Source organism: Wenyingzhuangia sp. (genome assembly GCF_039768515.1).
Taxonomy (GTDB): domain Bacteria; phylum Bacteroidota; class Bacteroidia; order Flavobacteriales; family Flavobacteriaceae; genus Wenyingzhuangia.
Map to the genome: position 1 here is coordinate 1 of NZ_JBDNAI010000017.1, position 18,592 is coordinate 18,592.

The window sequence follows — 18,592 nt, forward strand, 5'->3', positions numbered from 1 at the left end:
TAATAGGTGTCTTGTATTCTTTGGGAAATCATTTGCATGATACGTCTTGAATATTCCCCCATATTTCTTAAATAAACTGCAAACTCTTCTTCTGTTAATAATCCTATGATCATTCCGATATATTGATTTCTTAACGGCTGATTTCGGGAAGTACATGATTTTAAATAGGTACTCTTCTTAAGCTTATCAAATGTTGTAATATCAACTTCTGCCTTTTGTAAATGTTGGTCAAATAACCTAATGATGCACTCGTGTTGAAGTTTGATTATAGGTCTCAATACGTGATTTTGAAATTGTTCTTCTGCGGTCATCGTGTTGTTTATTTTTGCAGAAGGAATAACTGGTCTCAAGTCTTTTTTGTTCATAAGTGTGTTTTTGAGGCTAAAGTTTTTCTTTTAAAAACTCGGCTGTGTAGGAATGTTTGTTTTTTGTTAAGTCCTCAGGTGTTCCCATAAATATGACTTCACCACCTTTTTTACCTCCTTCTTTTCCGATGTCTATAATATAGTCTGCACATTTGATAAAGTCAATGTTGTGCTCAATAACAATTAGAGAATGACCATGGTCAATCAAAGCATTCATTGATGTTAATAGTTTTTTAATATCATGAAAGTGTAGCCCAGTGGTGGGTTCATCAAAAATAAACAATGTAGGATCTTGCCTATTTCCTTTGACGAGAAATGATGCTAATTTGATTCGTTGTGCCTCTCCTCCGGATAAGGTTGAAGAAGATTGGCCTAAAGCAATATAGCCCAATCCTACTGCTTGTAGAGGTTGAATTTTTTTTAGGATTTTATTTTGTTTGTGTTCTTTGAAGAAGTCCATGGCTTCATCAATCGATAGGCTCAAAATATCAGCTATACTTTTTTGGTGAAATTTAACCTCTAGCACTTCTTTTTGGAAACGTTTTCCATGACAGCTTTCACAAGGAAGATGGACATCTGCCATAAATTGCATCTCGATAGTTACCTCTCCTTCTCCTTTACAGTTTTCACATCTACCACCATCAACATTAAAAGAAAAGTGTTTGGGTTGGTAATTTCGCACCTTAGAAAGCTTTTCATTGGCAAACAAAGAACGAATGTCATCATAGGCTTTGATGTACGTTACAGGATTTGAGCGAGAAGATTTACCAATAGGATTTTGATCAATAAACTCAACATTTTTAATGAGGTCTACATCACCTTTGACTTCCGTTACTTCTCCAATTTTATTCCCTTGTCCAAAAATATGTTTTTGTAAAGTGGGGTACACAATATCTTTTACGAGTGTACTTTTTCCACTCCCTGAAACTCCAGTGATCACTGCTAAGCATTGTAAGGGAATAGAAACATTTATATTCTTCAAATTGTTTTCCCTAGCTCCAATAATATCAATTTTGTTTTTGGAAGTTCTTCTTTTTTCGGGTATTTTGATAAGTTCTTTGCCACTGAGATAGTTGGCGGTATGCGTTGTTGCTTTGAGTATTTCATCATAAGTCCCCTCTGCCATTAATTCTCCTCCAAATACTCCAGCATCAGGACCGATATCAATGATATAATCTGCTTGTTTCATGATGTCTTCATCATGTTCCACCACGATAACAGTGTTTCCCAGATCTCTTAATTTTTTTAAAACTTCTATCAGTTTTAAACTGTCTTTGGGGTGCAGACCAATGCTAGGTTCGTCTAATATATACATAGAACCCACCAGACTACTTCCAAGTGATGTGGCCAAATTGATGCGTTGGCTCTCTCCCCCAGATAAAGTATTTGAGGCTCTGTTCAAGGTCAAATAGCCCAAACCAACATTGTCGAGAAAACCTAGTCGATTGTTGATCTCAACCAATAGTCTTTTTCCAATGGCAGCATCATTTGCTTCTAGGTTTAAATTCTTCATAAACAAGGTCAGTTCATCAATAGGTAAATGAATTAGTTCATTGATGGTTTTGTTGTTGATGAAAACGTTTTTGGTTTCAGGTCTCAAGCGAGTTCCTTCACAAGTTGTACATTTTGTTTTCCCTCTGTATCTAGAGAGCATGACACGAAATTGAATTTTATAACTTTTACTTTCTAGAGCGTTGAAAAAATCTTGAATTCCTTGAAAAGAGGAGGTACCATTCCAAATTAAATCTTTTTGTTTGTCTGTCAATTCAAACCATGGTTTGTGTACGGGTATGTCATATTCAAAGGCATGATTAATTAAAGTATTTTTATAATTGCGATGACTTTCTCCTTTCCAAGGAGCGATACAGTCTTCATAGATAGATAGCGAGGTGTTTGGAATAACCAGCTCTTTGTCAACCCCCACAACATTTCCATAACCTTCACAAGTTGGGCAAGCGCCAAAAGGATTGTTAAAACTGAAGAAGTGCGTATTTGGCTCATGAAAATCCATACCGTCTAATTCAAACTTATTGCTAAATTCACGAGAGGTATGGTTTGATATGTTCTCGATTACACATTGTCCCTTTCCTTCGTAGAAAGCTGTTTGTATGGAGTCGGCGAGTCTATTGAAGTAATCTTCATCGTGCTTTACTACAATACGATCAATAACAAGATTGAGTTTTGTTTTAGGGGTTAAAGCGCTAATGTCTACTTCTTCTATCCTCTGTGTTTTCTCTTCAACTTTAATTCTTGCGTACCCTTGTTGTATTAAAATTTGTAGCGCTTTTTCAGCATCTCTTTCTCTTAAGTCATAGGGGGCAAGCAATAGTAGTTTGGTTTTATCCTCTAAACTTTTTAAGTAATTGATGACATCTGAAACGGTGTCTTTTTTTACTTGATTTCCACTTATTGGAGATATTGTTTTTCCAATACGTGCATACAGTAACTTTAAATAATCATAGATTTCAGTTGTTGTTCCTACTGTAGAGCGTGGGTTAGAGGAGTTTACCTTTTGTTCAATGGCAATGGCTGGTGCAATACCTTTGATATATTCTACTTTGGGTTTGTTTAGCTTTCCGAGAAACTGACGAGCATAAGAAGACAGACTTTCTACGTATCTGCGTTGGCCTTCAGCATATAAAGTATCGAAAGCTAGACTGGATTTTCCTGAGCCTGAAAGACCTGTAATGACCACTAGCTTGTTTCTTGGAATCGCAACATCTATGTGCTTTAAATTATGCAATCCTGCACCTTTTATTAGGATATATTCCTTAGGTGATAATGTTTCTATTCCTTTGCTCATGAACTTTATATTCGATAGAAGTGTAAAATTAATTCATTTCGTACAAATTACTGTTGAAAATAATTTTATATCTGTCAAGATTTTTGATTTGTGCTAATTAATATTACTTTTACATAACTACTTAATTATAAATCTTAAAACCATTCGCCTATTCAAAAAATTACGCTAATAGAAATGTAATTACATATGAATAAGAGTTCCAAGCAAACTGATGCTTATTTGGTCTCCCTTTATCTCAAAGGAGATGAGAACTGTTTGGCCGAATTGATCAAGCGACACCAAGAAAGAATATTTACTGATATATATTCTAAAACTTTAGACAGAGATTTATCAAACGATCTTTTCCAAGACACTTTTATAAAAGTTATTCATACCCTCAAAAGAGGAAAATATAATGAAGAAGGAAAGTTCTTACCATGGGTGCTTCGAATTGCACACAATTTGACAATGGATTTTTATCGTGATAGAAAACGAAAAAACACAAAGCATTCAACAGAAAATTATGATTTGTTTACATTCCTAGCTTCTTCAGACTTAAACGTTGAAGATCAAATGGAGTTGGAACAAACCTTAACAGATTTGACCGAGTTTATAGAGTATCTTCCAAAGGAACAACAAGAGGTCTTAAAAATGAGAATTTTTATGGATATGACATTTAAGGAGATCGCCAAACAGACCGATGTTAGTGTAAATACTTCTCTAGGTAGGATGAGATATGCTTTAATTAATTTGAGGAAAATATTGAAACAAAAAGAAGTTTTTGAAAAGTAGCCTGTTTTTATCCTATGTGAAAGCTTTAGTATTGTAAAGTTTTAGTTCTCAATAATATTTTTAAGTTTTTGTCGTTATATGTCAAACAATATTGAAACCATATGATAAAAAACTACTCTGACCATTCATTTGAACACAAATGGATCACTTTAAAATTACAACCACAAAAAAGAACGATAGACTTTGTTTTAAATTATTCAAAATCATTAGATTTTGTATCAGGAACGGTGATTGATGAAATAAGATTTGACAAAAATTAAAAGAAGACTCATGTTGTCTTCTTTTTGTAGTAGGCATTGATTACTGGTTTTCTTCCGATGGTCTTGGTGATGATATCTTTGTCAAGATCCCAGCCTCTTGCGGGTGAATATTCACGTCCGTAGAATATAATTTGTAAATGTAATTTATTCCAAGTGTGTTCCGGAAATAAGCGCTTGGCATCTTTTTCTGTTTGTTCCACATTTTTACCATTGGTTAGTCCCCAGCGGTACATCAATCTATGGATATGGGTGTCAACAGCAAAAGCGGGAATGTTAAAAGCTTGACTCATCACTACGCTTGCCGTTTTGTGACCCACCGCAGGCAAAGCCTCCAGGTCTTTAAAATTTGCAGGAACTTCTCCATTGTGTTTGTCTATTAAAATATGAGATAGACCGTGTATGCCTTTGGATTTCATGGGTGATAATCCCACAGGTTTGATGATATCCCTAATTTCATCTACGGTTAATTTAATCATGTCATACGGATTATTTGCTTTGGCAAACAACAAGGGAGTAATCGTATTAACTCTAGCATCTGTACTTTGGGCGGACATCAGTACCGCTATCAGTAGCGTATAAGGATCTGTATGGTCAAGTGGGATTGGTGTTTCTGGATATAATGTCTCCAGTGTATCAATTATAAACTGTACCTTTTCTTGTTTGAGCATTTGTATATCTTTTGGTTCAAAAATAAGTTTTTTTATTGAGTGAGATTGAAATTTATCATTTGTATGTTTTTTTTGATTTTACTGAATATCCAACCCAAGTTTGATGTTTACTGTTTTACAATACCTACTTTTGTGGGATGAAAAAGTTTATTCCAGCGTATTTGTTGACTTTCGTCAATGTTCTTGGTTTTAGTTTGCTGATGCCTATTTTACCTTTTGTGGTTTCTAGTTATGGAGCGCCGAAGTGGGTTTTTGGTTTGCTCATCACTTTGTATAGTGCTTTTCAGTTTATAGGAGCTCCCATATTGGGTGCAATGTCAGATGCTAGAGGGAGAAAACCAATTTTATTGGTCAGTCAAGCAGGTACTTTGCTGAGTTGGATTATTTTTGTTGTCGCTATTTTATTACCCGATGATCCCTTTCTAGGGTTTTCTTTGCCGTTATGGATCATTGCGCTCGCTAGAATTTTAGATGGTATTACAGGAGGGAATTCTTCAGTAACCAATGCTTATGTTAGTGATTTGACTACCGTTAAAGAAAAAGGATATATTTTTGGATACCTTGGAGGGATTATAGGAATAGGAATGATCATTGGCCCTGGTATAGGAGGAGTTACAGCTTCAACATCACTTGGGTATTTGGGAACATTGTTGACGTCTATATTTATTTCATCGGTAACACTAATTGCTATTTTTAAGGGATTAAAAGAATCTCACCCCAAAGAAAAGAGAGTTGCCAAGTCCAAGGTAAATCTTCTGGAGGTATTGATTATTCCTTTAAGAATAAAAAGAGTGAATCCATCTCCCGTGATAAGAGTTCTTTTTTCTATGAAGTTTTTTTTCACGGCCATGATGGGTTTTTACATAGGAACAATGGCTTTGTTTTTGATTGATTTGTTTGGTTTTAATGTAAAAGAACTCGGTTTTTTTATGTTTGTTATTGGCTTCTTTTTAGCTTTTAATCAAGCTTTCGTCTCCAAATTCTTCATTCGTAAATTAGGAGCTTTTAAAACATTGATTATTGGATTGTGCTGCTGTGTTGTCGGTTTGATCTCGATTACGCTGACCTCTTATATTTGGTTATTTATTCCTTTTTACTACATTTTAAATTTAGGTTTGTCCTTGTGTTTTCCTGTTTTTAATTCTTTGATTTCAGTCAATGCTAATCCTGCCAAACAAGGTGAAATTATGGGAATTAGTGAGGCCATCAATTCTTTTTCAATGGCTTGTTTCCCTGTTGTTTCAGCAATTGTCTATACTGCAATAGGGAGTGATTTGTATCGTTTTTTAATTGTATTGCCGTTGTCGGCTCTTGTTTTTGCTTTGGTAGGAATAAAAAAACATGGTCGATCTACTTTTGATGCCAAATGATTTTGTAACAGTCTAAATAGTAAGTTTCTCGTATTCTAACGATCAAAACTGTCTTGTTTCTTTATATTTGTGTTACTTAAATATAAATCCGTATGAAAATGTTACAAGTAGGAGAAAAAGCCCCGAATTTTGAAGCGATTGATCAACACGAAAAACCTGTTAAATTAGCAGATTTTGCTGGAAAAAAATTAGTGGTTTTTTTCTACCCCAAAGCCAGCACTCCTGGCTGTACTGTTGAAGCTTGTAATCTGAGGGATCATTATCAAACTTTTTTAGCTCAAAACTATGAAGTGGTAGGCGTTAGTGCTGATAGTGTTAAGAGACAGTTAAACTTTGCCAATAAGCATGAATTGCCTTTTTCTTTGTTAGCAGATGAAGATAAAAAGGTAATAGAAGCATTTGGGGTATGGGGACCTAAAAAATTTATGGGTAAGGAGTACGACGGAATTCATAGAACCACTTTTGTGATCGACGAGAAAGGAATTGTGAGTGAAGTCATTACAAAAGTTAAAACCAAAGAGCATACCGCACAAATATTAAGTTAATTATTAGCCAATGGATCAAGTTATACTTGTCAACGATAAAGACGAACAGATTGGAGTGATGGAGAAGATTGAAGCGCATAAAAAAGCTTTGTTGCACAGGGCATTTTCCGTTTTTATTTTCAATGATGCTGGAGAACTGATGTTGCAACAAAGAGCTGCAGACAAATACCATTCCCCTTTGTTGTGGACCAATACATGTTGCAGTCACCAAAAAGTGGGAGAAACCAATATTCAGGCAGGTATGCGAAGGCTACAAGAGGAAATGGGTTTTGAAACCGCGCTAAAAGATGTTTGTTCTTTTATATACAAAGCTCCTTTTGACAATGGTTTGACCGAACATGAGTTTGATCATGTCTTGACAGGTGTTTATAATGAAGAACCTAAATTAAACCCAGACGAAGCTGAAGCTTATAAATGGATGAAGCTAGAAGAGGTAAAAAAGGATATTGAAAGTCAACCTGAACTCTACACAGCTTGGTTCGTCATTATTTTTGAAAAATTTTACGAGTTTATCAGTCAATAAAATGGAAAGAATAAAAAGAAAATTTGTCATTGGTTTCCTTTTTTCTGTGGTGGCTATTTTCGTTAATATTATGATTAAAGGTTATAACCATCTAGAGATCATAGCTAGCGAATTAGGTTTTAATTTTATCGTATTCTTTTTGATTGGTTATGTAATTTTAGGGAATATATTTGGCAATAAAAAAATAGTGTAAAGATGGAAGTTACCGTACATAGAGTTGCTTATTTTAATGCAGCACATCGTTTGTTTAGAGCGGATTGGGATGAAGCTAAAAACGTTGAGGTTTTTGGTAAATGTAGCAATCCAAATTACCATGGTCACAATTATGAATTGGTGGTTTCTGTAACAGGAGAGATAGATTCTGAAACAGGTTTCGTGATGGATCTTAAAGTGTTGAAAAAATTAATCAAATCTGAGATTGAAGAAGTATTGGATCACAAGAATTTAAACTTACAAATCCCAACGTTTAGCACAACAAATCCAACTGCTGAAAATATTTCTATTTTCATATGGGATAGATTAAGAAAATTCATTCCTACTCATTTAAAGTTGGCGGTTACTCTTTATGAAACACCGAGGAATTACGTAACGTATCATGGAAAATAGGTTGAGGTATGAAAGTAATTGCAATGATACCCGCTCGCCTACAAGCCTCTAGATTTCCAAAAAAATTATTAACGGATTTATGTGGTAAAACCGTCATAACGAGAACTTATGAAGCTACCGTAAATACTCAGTTGTTTGATGAGGTATACGTGGTTACGGATAGTTTTGATATAAAACAGGAGATTGAATCTTCTGGTGGGGCAGTCATTATGAGTAAACAACAGCATGAGTGTGGTTCTGATAGAATCGCTGAAGCTGTCAATCAGGTTGAAGGGGACATCATCATCAACGTACAAGGAGATGAGCCTTTTACTAGGAAAGAACCCCTCCAAGATTTGATAGGAGCTTTTGAAAAAGATATACACGGTGAAATTGCTGTGGCCTCCTTAGTTCATACTCTAGAAGATTGGGAAGAAATATCGAACCCCAATAATGTCAAGGTTGTGTTGGATAGAAATAATTGTGCGATGTACTTTTCTAGGGCTCCAATACCTTATCATAGAGATCAAGAAGTAAAGGTGAGTTATTACAAACATATCGGTATTTATGCGTTTCGAAGAGAGGCATTATTAGCTTTTCCTAGCATGAAAATGGAGCAAAATGAAGCTGCTGAAAAATTAGAAGGCATTCGATTTTTGGAACACGGAATGAAGATGAAGCTATTAGAAACCCCCTTCAAACCTGTTGGTATTGATACTCCTGAGGATTTGAATAAAGCCATAGAGATCATTCAAAATGGATAACTACAAAGTCATTGCTTTTGACGCAGATGATACCCTTTGGGTAAATGAACCCTATTTTAGAGAAGCGGAACAGCAGTTTGCTAAATTATTGTCAGCTTACGAAACAGAAAATAAAATTCATCAAGAATTATACAAAGTCATCATTCAAAACATTCCATTGTACGGTTATGGAGTGAAGAGTTGTGTGTTGTCTATGATTCAGTGTGCTACTGAATTGTCAAACAATCAATTGTCTTCTGTTGTGGTTCAGAAAATTTTAGCTATTGGGAAAGAGATGCTATCTAAGCCAATAGAATTATTGCCAAACGTTGAAAGCGTTTTGCATCAGTTGTCCCAAAAATACAAATTGATAGTACTGACCAAAGGGGACTTGTTGGACCAGGAGAAGAAGTTAAAAAAATCTGGACTTTTACAATATTTTCATCATGTAGAGGTGATGAGTGAAAAAGATCCTGCGGGGTATCAACGTGTTTTAAATCATTTAGACCTTGAGCCTGAAGAATTTTTGATGATTGGAAATTCCTTAAAATCTGATGTCCTCCCTGTGATTCAGATTGGAGCAGCGGCCATACACATTCCTTTTCACTCTATTTGGGCGTTTGAAACAGTTGAAAAAGAGGAGTTAAACAAACATGAGTATACCTCAGTTTCCTCTTTGGAAGCATTGTTAGGGTTTTTATAAAATAGAGCGTAAATTACAGAGTTCTATTTCACGAAATTATATTTAACACCTACATGCTTTGATGCTATTTTTTAATCATTTTTTTCAAAATATATCCATTTTCTAGTGAAATCTTTATGATGAATGGTCCAGCATTCAGTCTACTGATGTCAATACCTTTTTTAATGCTTTTGTCTTTAAATTCATAGGTTTGAATTGTTCGTCCTGTTGCATCATAAATTTTCATGTTAATCATTCGGAGTTCTTGAGGATTCGATATGAATAGCTCATTTATAGCTGGGTTGGGGTATATAACAATGGAGGATACGTTGTTTCTAGTCTCTGTTGTGAAGTATTCTGAACTTAGGGAGCCCTTTGAGACAGTTATATCCATCGTTTTTTCAACACTACAGCCCGCATTGTTTTTTACGGTTAGTGAAGCCATATAATTGGTTTCTTCATTAAATTGCACTTTTGGGTTTTGAGAGGATTCAGACGTTCCATCTAGGTAAGTAACAGTATTTGGTGTAAAAGCCCAAGACGATTCTATGTTTGTTTCGGATATAGATTGGTCTGTAAATTGTATTTCAGAATCTGTGGTTATAGCCGTACTGGAGATGGTAAAATCAGAAATAGGAATTTCGGGTTTTATGTACAACAAATATTCTTCTGCTTGGCCATTGGCCTCGGAAGGGTTAGAACAAGGGCTATTGATTGAGATGGTATTGGGTCGTCTTTTATCATTCCCATTCAATATACGTAATCTCACAAAACGATTATAGGGTATAGTTGTAGGAAGCGTAATTGGAATTGTATTCAAAGCTGTGGTTACCCCGTTTTTGTAAAATTGAGCTTCATTTTCATCTTCAAAGTCACCATCTATATTCCAATCAATCCAAACCCCTAGCTGATGAGAATTACGAGCCCCTAATAACGTAATCTCAATATTGTTTGTGTTTCTTGCGTCTATTTCAAAATAGTTAGAAGCCGTGTTGGATAAATCAATTCCACCTCCATCATTTTTAGGAAAACTTGAAGCATAATAATCCATTCCAATTTTTACTTTACCAATTCCATTTATATTACTCGTTGTAGAAGAAGTCACTTGACAGACCACAGGGGGGAGGTTAAAATTAGGGTCTGGTGTATATTTTCCTTTAGATTTTTTAAGAAAATTGTTGTTCATTATGGAGGCCCTAACACGATCTCTTTGATCAAGTGTGTACAATGTAACGTTATTGTAATAACTCATTATGTTTCTAGCGGTATTCAATCCATAGATACTACCAGTACATTCATTAATTTTTCCTTCCCCATTATAGAAGTCATCTTTATGGGGCTCTGTATCTTCACAAAAATCACCATCACTGTATGAGTTACTTTCGGGAGGGCAGTCATCTGCAGTACTCCCTTGAAAGGTATGGCGAAGATTAAAATGATGTCCTATTTCATGGGATAATGTACTGTTGTCTGTAAATCGACTTCCTTTGATATAGATCTCAGAACCAGTAGATAGACCGACTGTTGAATCAGAAATGCTATTGACAATATAGATATTCACATAATCTCTTTTTGGCCAATTAGAAAGTTCTTTAACTTGACCATAAGGTAAATCTGTAGGGCTAGCAATTCTAACAATACCATTTGTAGGAGCGCCATCTGGAGTGATTTTTGCCAATGTAAATTCAACTCCTAAGTCAATAGGATTGGCCTCATCTAGTCCTCTGTACTGTCTAGACAATCCATTGATGACATTCTTGATGGTTTCTTCTGATGGATTGTCGTTGTCAATGCTTACAGTGTCTTGTTTGACAATATGTACAACTACAGGGATTTCAAAAGTGTGATCCTCATCTTCGGTACAAAAACCAGGGTTTGTATTGATTTTTTGTTGTCGTCGGAGTTTTATTTGATGAATTGTGTTTTGTAAAAAATCCTCTTCTAATTGAAGTGCTTCTAGCTTTTGAGGGTTTTTAGAAATTTCAGTCATGTAAGCATCATAACCACATTTTTGAGCGGTAATATTTTTACTGTTTATAATAATACAAAAAAGAATAAGATATACGTTGGATTTTTTAATTAGCATGCTTTTTTGTTGCTAATATATAAATTAATACCTATTTATTTTAAATAAAACTCAATATAATCTTGTTTTTTTTATGAATTATTAAACAAAATACGATTGCTAAATAATCATAATGAAATTCTGAACACAAACGATATAATTCCTTGATAAGAGATGTGTACAAGGAAAACGTTTGTTATATTTGCATTAAAATGTTTCACAAAGCAATCACCATATTGTTATTGACAGCCATGTCCCTTCGTCCTGCATATTTCGTAGGGAATGTCGTGTATTATGAATCACATTTAAGTGAAATCATAGAGAAATATTGTGAAAACAAAGACAAACCGGAACTTAGTTGTAACGGTAAATGCCATTTGGCAAAACAAATCACTCCGATAGAAAGCTCAGAAGGGCAAGAGGCAATCTTAGATCTTACGACTGCATTTTTTCCTGTTTTTTTTCAAGAAGTTTCCCAAATAGATATTTCCAGTGTTCTTATTGCGCCATCGCCTTCTTATTTTGGATATCGAGTTGTTAATTCTTGTGGTCCTCTCGACAATATCGATAAACCTCCAAAGGTTTAATTTTAAATACCTAGGCACCTTTGTGTCTTTTCAGCAACTTACTATAGCAAAGTAAATGTTGCTCAATTATTTATAATCGATATACAACAACAATGAATTTTTTAAAATTATACCTTGTAGTGGTCTGTACTGCTGCACTTATCATTTCATGTAGTCAAAATGAAATATCTACAAAAGAAGGAACTCAGGTTTCTGCAACTCTTAAATTTCAACATTCTTTGGGACTCGGAGATTTGCTGGAGCTTACAGATACCAAAAGTCAAAAACAAAGTCTAACACTTGACAAGTTTAAATATCTAATTTCAGAGGTACAGTTTACAACAAATGACAATGAAAACATAACCCTGTCTAACAACGATGCGGCTCAACTTATTGATCTTGATTTTGCGGATGAATCAAATACAGTCACGGTACATTTAACAGACGTTCCAGTCGGTGATTATAAAAGTGTTTCTTTTGGTATCGGAGTGAGTCAAGAAGTTGCCAATGGTAGCACTGAGGAACAAACCAAGTTGATGGATTTGGCGGAGCAGGATATGCAGTGGGCATGGAACCCCAATGCTTATGTTTTTTCAAAAATAGAGGCCTCTAATTTGAATACAGAATCGACCGTACCCACAGATCTACAAGTTCATATTGGTAATAAGGGTAGTTTTGTAGGCTACAGAACAGTGACTATGGTTTTCCCTGAAACCCTATCTCTAGATTCAAAAGTATCGCCAAGCCTTCATATAACGGTCGCAATCGAAAAAATATTTGCTCCAGAAAACCCAAGTAAGTCTGTGGCATTTGATGCCATTGGTGCCCATGGAGGGTCAAGCGATGTAACGTCAAATTTTGCAGATAATTTTGCTTCAATTTTTCAAGTTCATCACATTCATCCAACTGAAAAAGCAATTTATTTAGAGGACGTAGCCGAGGGGCTCAATGCGAATGAAGATTCCTCATCACACACTCATAGCCATGAATAAGCCAATTTACGATTCACATCCAGGAATTGTTTTTATGGTACAGTAGAGAAGAGATTTATGAAATATAGAATATATTCAATCCTAGCCATATTGTTTACTTTGTTGGGTTGTCAACAGGTGGAGGAAGATTATCAGGCGTTCCAAATGCATGTTGAGTTACCGGTTAATTTTCCAGAACCTACTTATCCGTTTGGTGACAATCCCATAACAACTGATGGTTTTATATTGGGGCGTAAATTGTTTTATGACCCTAGGTTGTCTTTAGGTAATGGTATCAGTTGTGCAGAGTGTCACAATCAGTCTCACGCATTTACCCATCACGGTCATGATTTAAGCGAAGGGGTACATCCTGGTGTTTTTGGGACGAGAAACGCTCAGCCCATTCAGAACATGGCATTTATGAAGGAGTTCAATTGGGATGGCTCAAAAGATAAATTGTGGGATCAACCTCTTGTGCCCATCACAGATCCAGTAGAAATGGATGAAACGATGTCGAATGTCATCTCTAAATTGAGGTCAGACGATAGTTACAAAAAAATGTTTTCAACAGTATTTGGAGATCAGGGTGCCATCAACAGCGTCAACCTACTCAAAGCGTTGTCTCAGTTTATGGGTGCTTTGATTTCTTCTAATGCCAAATATGATAAATACAGTAGGGGCGAAGATGGAGTTGTATTTAGCCCTATCGAAAAACAAGGGTTGTCTTTATTTCAACAAAAATGTGCAAGTTGTCATCGTGGGGAATTGTTTACCAGTCAGGAATTTGTAAATAATGGAATTGGAGAACACCCAAATTTACCCAACGAGACCGGAAGGGCTAGCGTCACTTCTTCCAATCCTTTTGCTACCGTTGATGAATTAAAAAGGAGTGAAGATTACTATAAGTTCAAAGTACCAAGTCTTAGAAATGTAGAAAAAACATATCCTTATATGCATGATGGTCGTATGGTTTTATTGACAAAAGTATTGGATTTTTACGATGATGATACTTCGCCTTTTCTGACTCGAATGGATCACTTAGACCCTAGGTTGATTCAAACAGATAGCGATGGAAAGGAAACCCTTGGGATTCCGATGACAGAAGATGAGAAAGTAGCCATTTTGGCCTTTCTAAAGACTTTAACAGATTATGAATTTTTAAACGATGAACGTTATGCAAACCCGAATTAAGCTATTTTTTACGTTGTCTATGTTTTTATGTTCCTTAGGAGTTTATGCTTGTGATATTTGTAGTTGTGGTTCTTCAAATAGCAACAGTTTTGCAAACGTACTCGGAGGTAATTATGTCGGGTTTTCATACAATTACCTGCATTTTCAATCCATTCAAAACTATGCTAATGATGCAGCTCCTTTAGCAAATGACCATACCCATACCCTAAGTTTGACCACTCAATATCAAATGACCGACAGAATACAAGTCAACACTTTGTTGCCCTATAAATTTAATGAAAGAATCAATGATGCTGGAGTTCAAAACAATAGAGGTTTGGGAGATATTAGTGTATATGGATTGATTGATCTTTTGCCTTCTGCTAATCACCATCGTTTGAAGTTTGGAATGGGGGTTAAACTACCAACAGGGAGCTTTGATATCGAAAATACAAACCCAAATCAAATTTCTGCAATCCAATTGGGTACAGGAAGTCTAGATGTTTTGCTACCCTTTCAATACCATTATACGCAATCCAAATGGGCAGTGAACTTGAGTGCGATGTATTTTGTAAAAGGAAAAAATAAAGACGAATTTAAATTTGGAAATCAAACCCAAATAAATCTTAGCAGTACCTATGTTTTTTCTACCGGCCATGATTTTAGTGTGGCACCCATTATAGGTTTTAGCTATGATTCTTTTTTAGCAGCTGAAAGGTTTGGTATCGTAGACAAACGAACAAAAGGCTATATGGCAAACGCAAATCTTGGGATACAATTAGAAACCGATCACATGATACTAGGCATCCATACGCAACAACCCATTGCTCAAAATTTAGTGCAGAAGGAAGTATTGTTTGATAAGGGCATAGGCGTTTACACTTATTGGAAATTTTAACTTCCTTGAGATAGGTAACTCATAAATTCCTGTTTTAACATAATTTTCTGTGTCGGTGAAATGCCTTTGAACCTATCGTATTTTGTCTTAAAAAAATTGGTTTTTTATAACTTATTTTTTTGAACTCCATTCTAAATCCTATTTCTTTGTAGGTACTAGAAAAAAAAATAAGCATTTGTTGTTTGACTCCTATTTTATTGATGTTTTATTGCCTCTGCCTCTTGAACGACAGTTTACCTATCGTATTACTCAAGAAGAATCAGATTTTCTAGAGATCGGAATGAGGGTAGCTGTTCCTTTTGGAAAAAGTAAAATTTACACAGGTATTGTTTATAAAATTCATCAGCAAGAACCCCAAATATACGACGCAAAGGATATCGAGCAGATTTTAGATGACACCCCCATCTTAACGGAGTTACAACTGAAACATTGGGCTTGGATTTCCTCTTATTATATGTGTGCTTTGGGAGAAGTGTTAAAAGCGGCTTTCCCTTCGGTGTTTTTATTGGAAAGTGAAACCATCGTTTTGTCAAATCCAGATTTCACGGATCATGATTTATTATCCTCTGACGCTTACCTGATTTATGAGGCGCTGCAAAGACAGTCGCAAATATCCATTTCTCAGGTGTCTAAAATTCTTTCTAAAAAACAAGTATTCCCTACGTTAAAAACCATGATTGCTCAAGAGGCAATTCGTTTGAAAGAAGAAATATACGAGCAATACCAACCCAAAATGGTTTCTTATATTCGGTTGGATACTGCATGGGAGAACAAGCTGGAAGAACTGCTAAAGTTCTTGTCAAGATCAGAGAAGCAACGCACGCTGGTACTTTGTTATTTTTCGGAACTAGCAAAAAGTAAAAACCCCCTTAAAAAGAAAGAATTATTACAGAAGTCGGGCATAAGTGCAGCTGTTTGTAAGGGATTAGAAAAAAAAGGAATTTTTGAGGTTTACGAATTGCAAACGGATAGGGTATCTTTTGGAGAAGCATCTCAACAAATTCCAACTCTAAGTACAGACCAGTCCATTGCTCTTGAGAACATTAAAACTATAGTTGAACAAAGTGATATTTGCTTGTTTCATGGGGTGACGGGTAGTGGAAAGACAGAAATTTATGCCCATCTCATGCAGCAAGTCATCGATCAGGGGCAGCAAGTATTGTTTTTAGTGCCAGAAATTGCCTTGACAACACAACTCATTATAAGGTTACAACGTTTTTTTGGTGACCAGCTAAGTGTGTATCATTCTAAATATTCACAAAACGAGAGGGCAGAGGTGTGGAATCATATTTTAAAGGGCTCTGCAAAAGCGAAGATTGTTTTGGGAACACGTTCTGCCATTTTGTTGCCCTTTAGCCATTTAGGACTGATCATAGTTGATGAAGAACATGAAGCTTCATACAAGCAATACGACCCTGCACCAAGATACCATGCAAGAGACGCAGGTATAGTATTGGCCAAAATGCATAAATCTAAAATAGTGTTAGGTTCTGCAACTCCTAGTTTAGAATCTTTTTACAATGCAAAAAATGGAAAATATGGCCTGGTCAGTTTGAACCGAAGATTCGGTCAAGTTCAAATGCCAAACATTCATTTGGTAGACCTTAAGGAAAAGCATAAAAAAAAGAGGATGACCGGGCATTTTTCAGACACCCTGTTGACAGCGATGAAGGAGACTTTAGAAGTTAAAGAACAAGTGATTTTGTTTCAAAACAGACGCGGTTTTGCTCCTTTAATCGCCTGCGAAACTTGTGGGGTCAGTCCTCAATGTCCCAATTGCGATGTGAGTTTGACAGAGCACAAATTCAAACACGAACTTCGTTGTCATTACTGTGGATACCACAGGGCTATTCCCTTAAAATGTGATGCCTGCGGCAGTGCAGATCTATCTAGTAAAGGTTTTGGAACCGAGCAAATAGAAAATGAATTGTTAACCCTTTTTCCTGATCATCATATAGGGCGTTTGGATTTGGATACCACTAGAGGAAAATATGGATATGCCAAAATCATAGAGGCTTTTCAGCATGGAGAAATAGATATACTTGTTGGGACGCAAATGTTATCTAAAGGATTAGATTTTAAGAATGTTACATTGGTTGGGGTTTTGAATGCAGACAACATGTTAAATTTTCCTGATTTTAGAGCCCATGAACGTAGTTTTCAAATGCTGACACAAGTGGCTGGTCGTTCGGGAAGAAATAAAAAGCAAGGACAGGTGTTGATACAAACGTTTAACCCTTACCACCAAATTCTTCAGCAGGTCACCACCAACAGTTATGTGCAAATGTACGAGGAACAAATTTCTGACAGACGTAATTTTTTCTATCCTCCACACTTCAGAATGATACAATTGACCTTAAAACACAAAGATTTCAATTTGTTAAACGAAGGCGCAGATTGGCTAGGGAAATCTTTGAAGAATAGTTTTGGCAAACACTTATTGGGTCCAACTTCTCCTGCTGTGGCTAGGGTTCGAAATCTATACATCAAGAAAATTTTGATCAAAATACCACCGAAACAATCTGTGCCAGATACCAAAGCCCATCTTCAAAAGGTACAAAATATGTTTGATGCCATTGGTCGTTTTCGAGCCATTAGAGTCAATATTGATGTAGATGCTTATTGATATCAAAACCTTTGGTAAGGGTTATTCTTTTTATTTTTGTAGCTGTTTCTTTTGAGTTTTCCTCAGTTCTTTGCCCGTTTTTATTGGTTTTATGAATAAATATGGTTTTTTTATTGTGATTAATATAATATTAATAGTATAAAATTATATATTTGATAATTATTATGAACTTAAATCATTGTTTTATGAAAAAATCAACTATATTTTTAACCATTCTGCTGATGCTAGGCATTGGCTTACTAAACCCTCTTATCGCACAAACCCAAATGGTAAAAACCCTCGATGATCCGGGAAGTGCGCCTGCTGTTGAATTTCAAATACCCAATGGGATATTAGTTGTATCAGCGATTAATATAGGAAATGATGGATCTACATTGAGTGCAACCTATATAAACTTTACCAATTCACCACCCTCACTATACTTTCTAAGCGATGCATATAAAACAATCATGTCTAATACCGATTCAGAATTTAGATTAACCGAATCAACAATATTAAGTGAGCCTTACGAACAATATCATATGAGTTTTACCTGGGATGCCTATGAGCTGAGCCATTCTACGCATGATACATCAAAATATCCCATTATTGGACCAGAAGCTGAAGTAGCCATATCATTAACAGGAGGTGGGAGTGTTTCAGTTCCAAGTGTATATGGCACCAAAGGCACCCCCATCAGGTTCACGGCAGAAGAACTTGCTGCTTTAAACGATGCCAATGGTCGTAGCTTTATCATGAGACAAACAGCAACAAATGCAACCTCTATTGTAAACATACCTGCACAAGCAGATGCTGCAGCCATAGGGCAAGCCATCAAAACCGCAGGAATTCCCCATACCATATACATACAACCCGAAATACAAGACGATGGAAGTTTAGAGATCTATGCAGATGAGTCCTTTACATTAGAAGGAGATCCCATTTTATCTAGCCCCCTGCAAATATCTTCTAAACAAAAAGGGATGCTGTACCCAAACCCAA

Annotated in this window: 18 protein-coding genes; 14 read left to right on the forward strand and 4 right to left on the reverse strand. The window is 35.8% G+C overall.

Going from position 1 to position 18,592, the window contains the following annotated elements:
• Together ABF281_RS01130 and uvrA are read right to left on the reverse strand one after the other, a co-directional pair.
• A partial coding sequence (locus ABF281_RS01130) for a hypothetical protein (protein WP_347179861.1) occupies positions 1–365 on the reverse strand: 365 nt, incomplete at its 3' end.
• 16 nt (positions 366–381) lie between these two features.
• Positions 382–3,168 (reverse strand): excinuclease ABC subunit UvrA, encoded by a 2,787-nt coding sequence (gene uvrA, locus ABF281_RS01135; protein ID WP_347179862.1) that lies wholly within the window; start codon positions 3,166–3,168, stop codon positions 382–384.
• A gap of 186 nt (positions 3,169–3,354) precedes the next feature.
• Between uvrA and ABF281_RS01140 the strand changes: the two genes are divergently transcribed.
• Positions 3,355–3,939, forward strand: a complete 585-nt coding sequence (locus ABF281_RS01140; RefSeq protein WP_347179863.1) for a sigma-70 family RNA polymerase sigma factor — start codon at positions 3,355–3,357, stop codon at positions 3,937–3,939.
• 268 nt (positions 3,940–4,207) lie between these two features.
• On the opposite strand, the gene nth is transcribed toward ABF281_RS01140, so the two are convergent.
• Entirely contained in the window at positions 4,208–4,867 is a 660-nt protein-coding gene (gene nth, locus ABF281_RS01145; RefSeq protein ID WP_347179864.1) for an endonuclease III, read from the reverse strand.
• 137 nt (positions 4,868–5,004) lie between these two features.
• Between nth and ABF281_RS01150 the strand changes: the two genes are divergently transcribed.
• From ABF281_RS01150 to ABF281_RS01180, 7 genes are all read left to right on the forward strand, one after another.
• Positions 5,005–6,237: an MFS transporter gene (locus ABF281_RS01150; protein ID WP_347179865.1), complete on the forward strand. Its 1,233-nt coding sequence runs from the start codon at positions 5,005–5,007 to the stop codon at positions 6,235–6,237.
• A gap of 92 nt (positions 6,238–6,329) precedes the next feature.
• Positions 6,330–6,782 carry a thioredoxin-dependent thiol peroxidase gene (gene bcp / locus ABF281_RS01155; protein ID WP_347179866.1) on the forward strand — a complete coding sequence of 151 codons (453 nt, stop codon included), beginning with the start codon at positions 6,330–6,332 and terminating at the stop codon, positions 6,780–6,782.
• A gap of 10 nt (positions 6,783–6,792) precedes the next feature.
• Positions 6,793–7,305 carry an isopentenyl-diphosphate Delta-isomerase gene (idi, locus tag ABF281_RS01160; protein WP_347179867.1) on the forward strand — a complete coding sequence of 171 codons (513 nt, stop codon included), beginning with the start codon at positions 6,793–6,795 and terminating at the stop codon, positions 7,303–7,305.
• A gap of 1 nt (position 7,306) precedes the next feature.
• Entirely contained in the window at positions 7,307–7,498 is a 192-nt protein-coding gene (locus ABF281_RS01165) for a hypothetical protein (RefSeq protein WP_347179868.1), read from the forward strand.
• A 2-nt stretch (positions 7,499–7,500) separates the two neighbouring features.
• Positions 7,501–7,911: a 6-carboxytetrahydropterin synthase gene (locus tag ABF281_RS01170; RefSeq protein ID WP_347179869.1), complete on the forward strand. Its 411-nt coding sequence runs from the start codon at positions 7,501–7,503 to the stop codon at positions 7,909–7,911.
• 8 nt (positions 7,912–7,919) lie between these two features.
• Positions 7,920–8,654: a 3-deoxy-manno-octulosonate cytidylyltransferase gene (gene kdsB, locus ABF281_RS01175; protein ID WP_347179870.1), complete on the forward strand. Its 735-nt coding sequence runs from the start codon at positions 7,920–7,922 to the stop codon at positions 8,652–8,654.
• Positions 8,647–9,336 (forward strand): HAD family hydrolase, encoded by a 690-nt coding sequence (locus ABF281_RS01180; RefSeq protein WP_347179871.1) that lies wholly within the window; start codon positions 8,647–8,649, stop codon positions 9,334–9,336. The genes kdsB and ABF281_RS01180 overlap by 8 nt, the downstream gene beginning before the upstream one ends.
• A gap of 64 nt (positions 9,337–9,400) precedes the next feature.
• Here the strand turns inward: ABF281_RS01180 and ABF281_RS01185 are convergent, their stop codons facing one another.
• Complete coding sequence (locus tag ABF281_RS01185; protein WP_347179872.1) at positions 9,401–11,401, reverse strand: GEVED domain-containing protein; 2,001 nt, start codon at positions 11,399–11,401, stop codon at positions 9,401–9,403.
• A 191-nt stretch (positions 11,402–11,592) separates the two neighbouring features.
• Between ABF281_RS01185 and ABF281_RS01190 the strand changes: the two genes are divergently transcribed.
• The 6 genes from ABF281_RS01190 to ABF281_RS01215 form a co-directional block, all read left to right on the forward strand.
• Positions 11,593–11,967 (forward strand): hypothetical protein, encoded by a 375-nt coding sequence (locus ABF281_RS01190; RefSeq protein WP_347179873.1) that lies wholly within the window; start codon positions 11,593–11,595, stop codon positions 11,965–11,967.
• A gap of 92 nt (positions 11,968–12,059) precedes the next feature.
• The gene (locus ABF281_RS01195; protein WP_347179874.1) at positions 12,060–12,938 is read left to right on the forward strand and encodes an MbnP family protein; all 879 of its coding nucleotides are present in this window, start codon (positions 12,060–12,062) and stop codon (positions 12,936–12,938) included.
• Between the two features lie 57 nt (positions 12,939–12,995).
• A complete protein-coding gene (locus tag ABF281_RS01200; RefSeq protein ID WP_347179875.1) occupies positions 12,996–14,108 on the forward strand; it encodes a cytochrome c peroxidase in 1,113 nt (370 codons plus the stop codon).
• Entirely contained in the window at positions 14,092–14,985 is an 894-nt protein-coding gene (locus ABF281_RS01205; protein WP_347179876.1) for a transporter, read from the forward strand. The genes ABF281_RS01200 and ABF281_RS01205 overlap by 17 nt, the downstream gene beginning before the upstream one ends.
• Positions 14,986–15,160: 175 nt before the next feature.
• Positions 15,161–17,611 (forward strand): primosomal protein N', encoded by a 2,451-nt coding sequence (priA, locus tag ABF281_RS01210; protein WP_347179877.1) that lies wholly within the window; start codon positions 15,161–15,163, stop codon positions 17,609–17,611.
• Between the two features lie 185 nt (positions 17,612–17,796).
• Positions 17,797–18,592, forward strand: a 796-nt coding sequence (locus ABF281_RS01215) for a hypothetical protein (RefSeq protein ID WP_347179878.1), incomplete at its 3' end; no start/stop codon positions are given.

Excerpts from the sequence above, each read along its gene's own strand:
- uvrA (WP_347179862.1), bottom strand. The coding sequence starts at position 3,168 with ATGAGCAAAGGAATAGAAACATTATCACCTAAGGAATATATCCTAATA.
- ABF281_RS01140 (WP_347179863.1), top strand. The coding sequence starts at position 3,355 with ATGAATAAGAGTTCCAAGCAAACTGATGCTTATTTGGTCTCCCTTTAT.
- nth (WP_347179864.1), bottom strand. The coding sequence starts at position 4,867 with ATGCTCAAACAAGAAAAGGTACAGTTTATAATTGATACACTGGAGACA.
- ABF281_RS01150 (WP_347179865.1), top strand. The coding sequence starts at position 5,005 with ATGAAAAAGTTTATTCCAGCGTATTTGTTGACTTTCGTCAATGTTCTT.
- bcp (WP_347179866.1), top strand. The coding sequence starts at position 6,330 with ATGAAAATGTTACAAGTAGGAGAAAAAGCCCCGAATTTTGAAGCGATT.
- idi (WP_347179867.1), top strand. The coding sequence starts at position 6,793 with ATGGATCAAGTTATACTTGTCAACGATAAAGACGAACAGATTGGAGTG.
- ABF281_RS01165 (WP_347179868.1), top strand. The coding sequence starts at position 7,307 with ATGGAAAGAATAAAAAGAAAATTTGTCATTGGTTTCCTTTTTTCTGTG.
- ABF281_RS01170 (WP_347179869.1), top strand. The coding sequence starts at position 7,501 with ATGGAAGTTACCGTACATAGAGTTGCTTATTTTAATGCAGCACATCGT.
- kdsB (WP_347179870.1), top strand. The coding sequence starts at position 7,920 with ATGAAAGTAATTGCAATGATACCCGCTCGCCTACAAGCCTCTAGATTT.
- ABF281_RS01180 (WP_347179871.1), top strand. The coding sequence starts at position 8,647 with ATGGATAACTACAAAGTCATTGCTTTTGACGCAGATGATACCCTTTGG.
- ABF281_RS01185 (WP_347179872.1), bottom strand. The coding sequence starts at position 11,401 with ATGCTAATTAAAAAATCCAACGTATATCTTATTCTTTTTTGTATTATT.
- ABF281_RS01190 (WP_347179873.1), top strand. The coding sequence starts at position 11,593 with ATGTTTCACAAAGCAATCACCATATTGTTATTGACAGCCATGTCCCTT.
- ABF281_RS01195 (WP_347179874.1), top strand. The coding sequence starts at position 12,060 with ATGAATTTTTTAAAATTATACCTTGTAGTGGTCTGTACTGCTGCACTT.
- ABF281_RS01200 (WP_347179875.1), top strand. The coding sequence starts at position 12,996 with ATGAAATATAGAATATATTCAATCCTAGCCATATTGTTTACTTTGTTG.
- ABF281_RS01205 (WP_347179876.1), top strand. The coding sequence starts at position 14,092 with ATGCAAACCCGAATTAAGCTATTTTTTACGTTGTCTATGTTTTTATGT.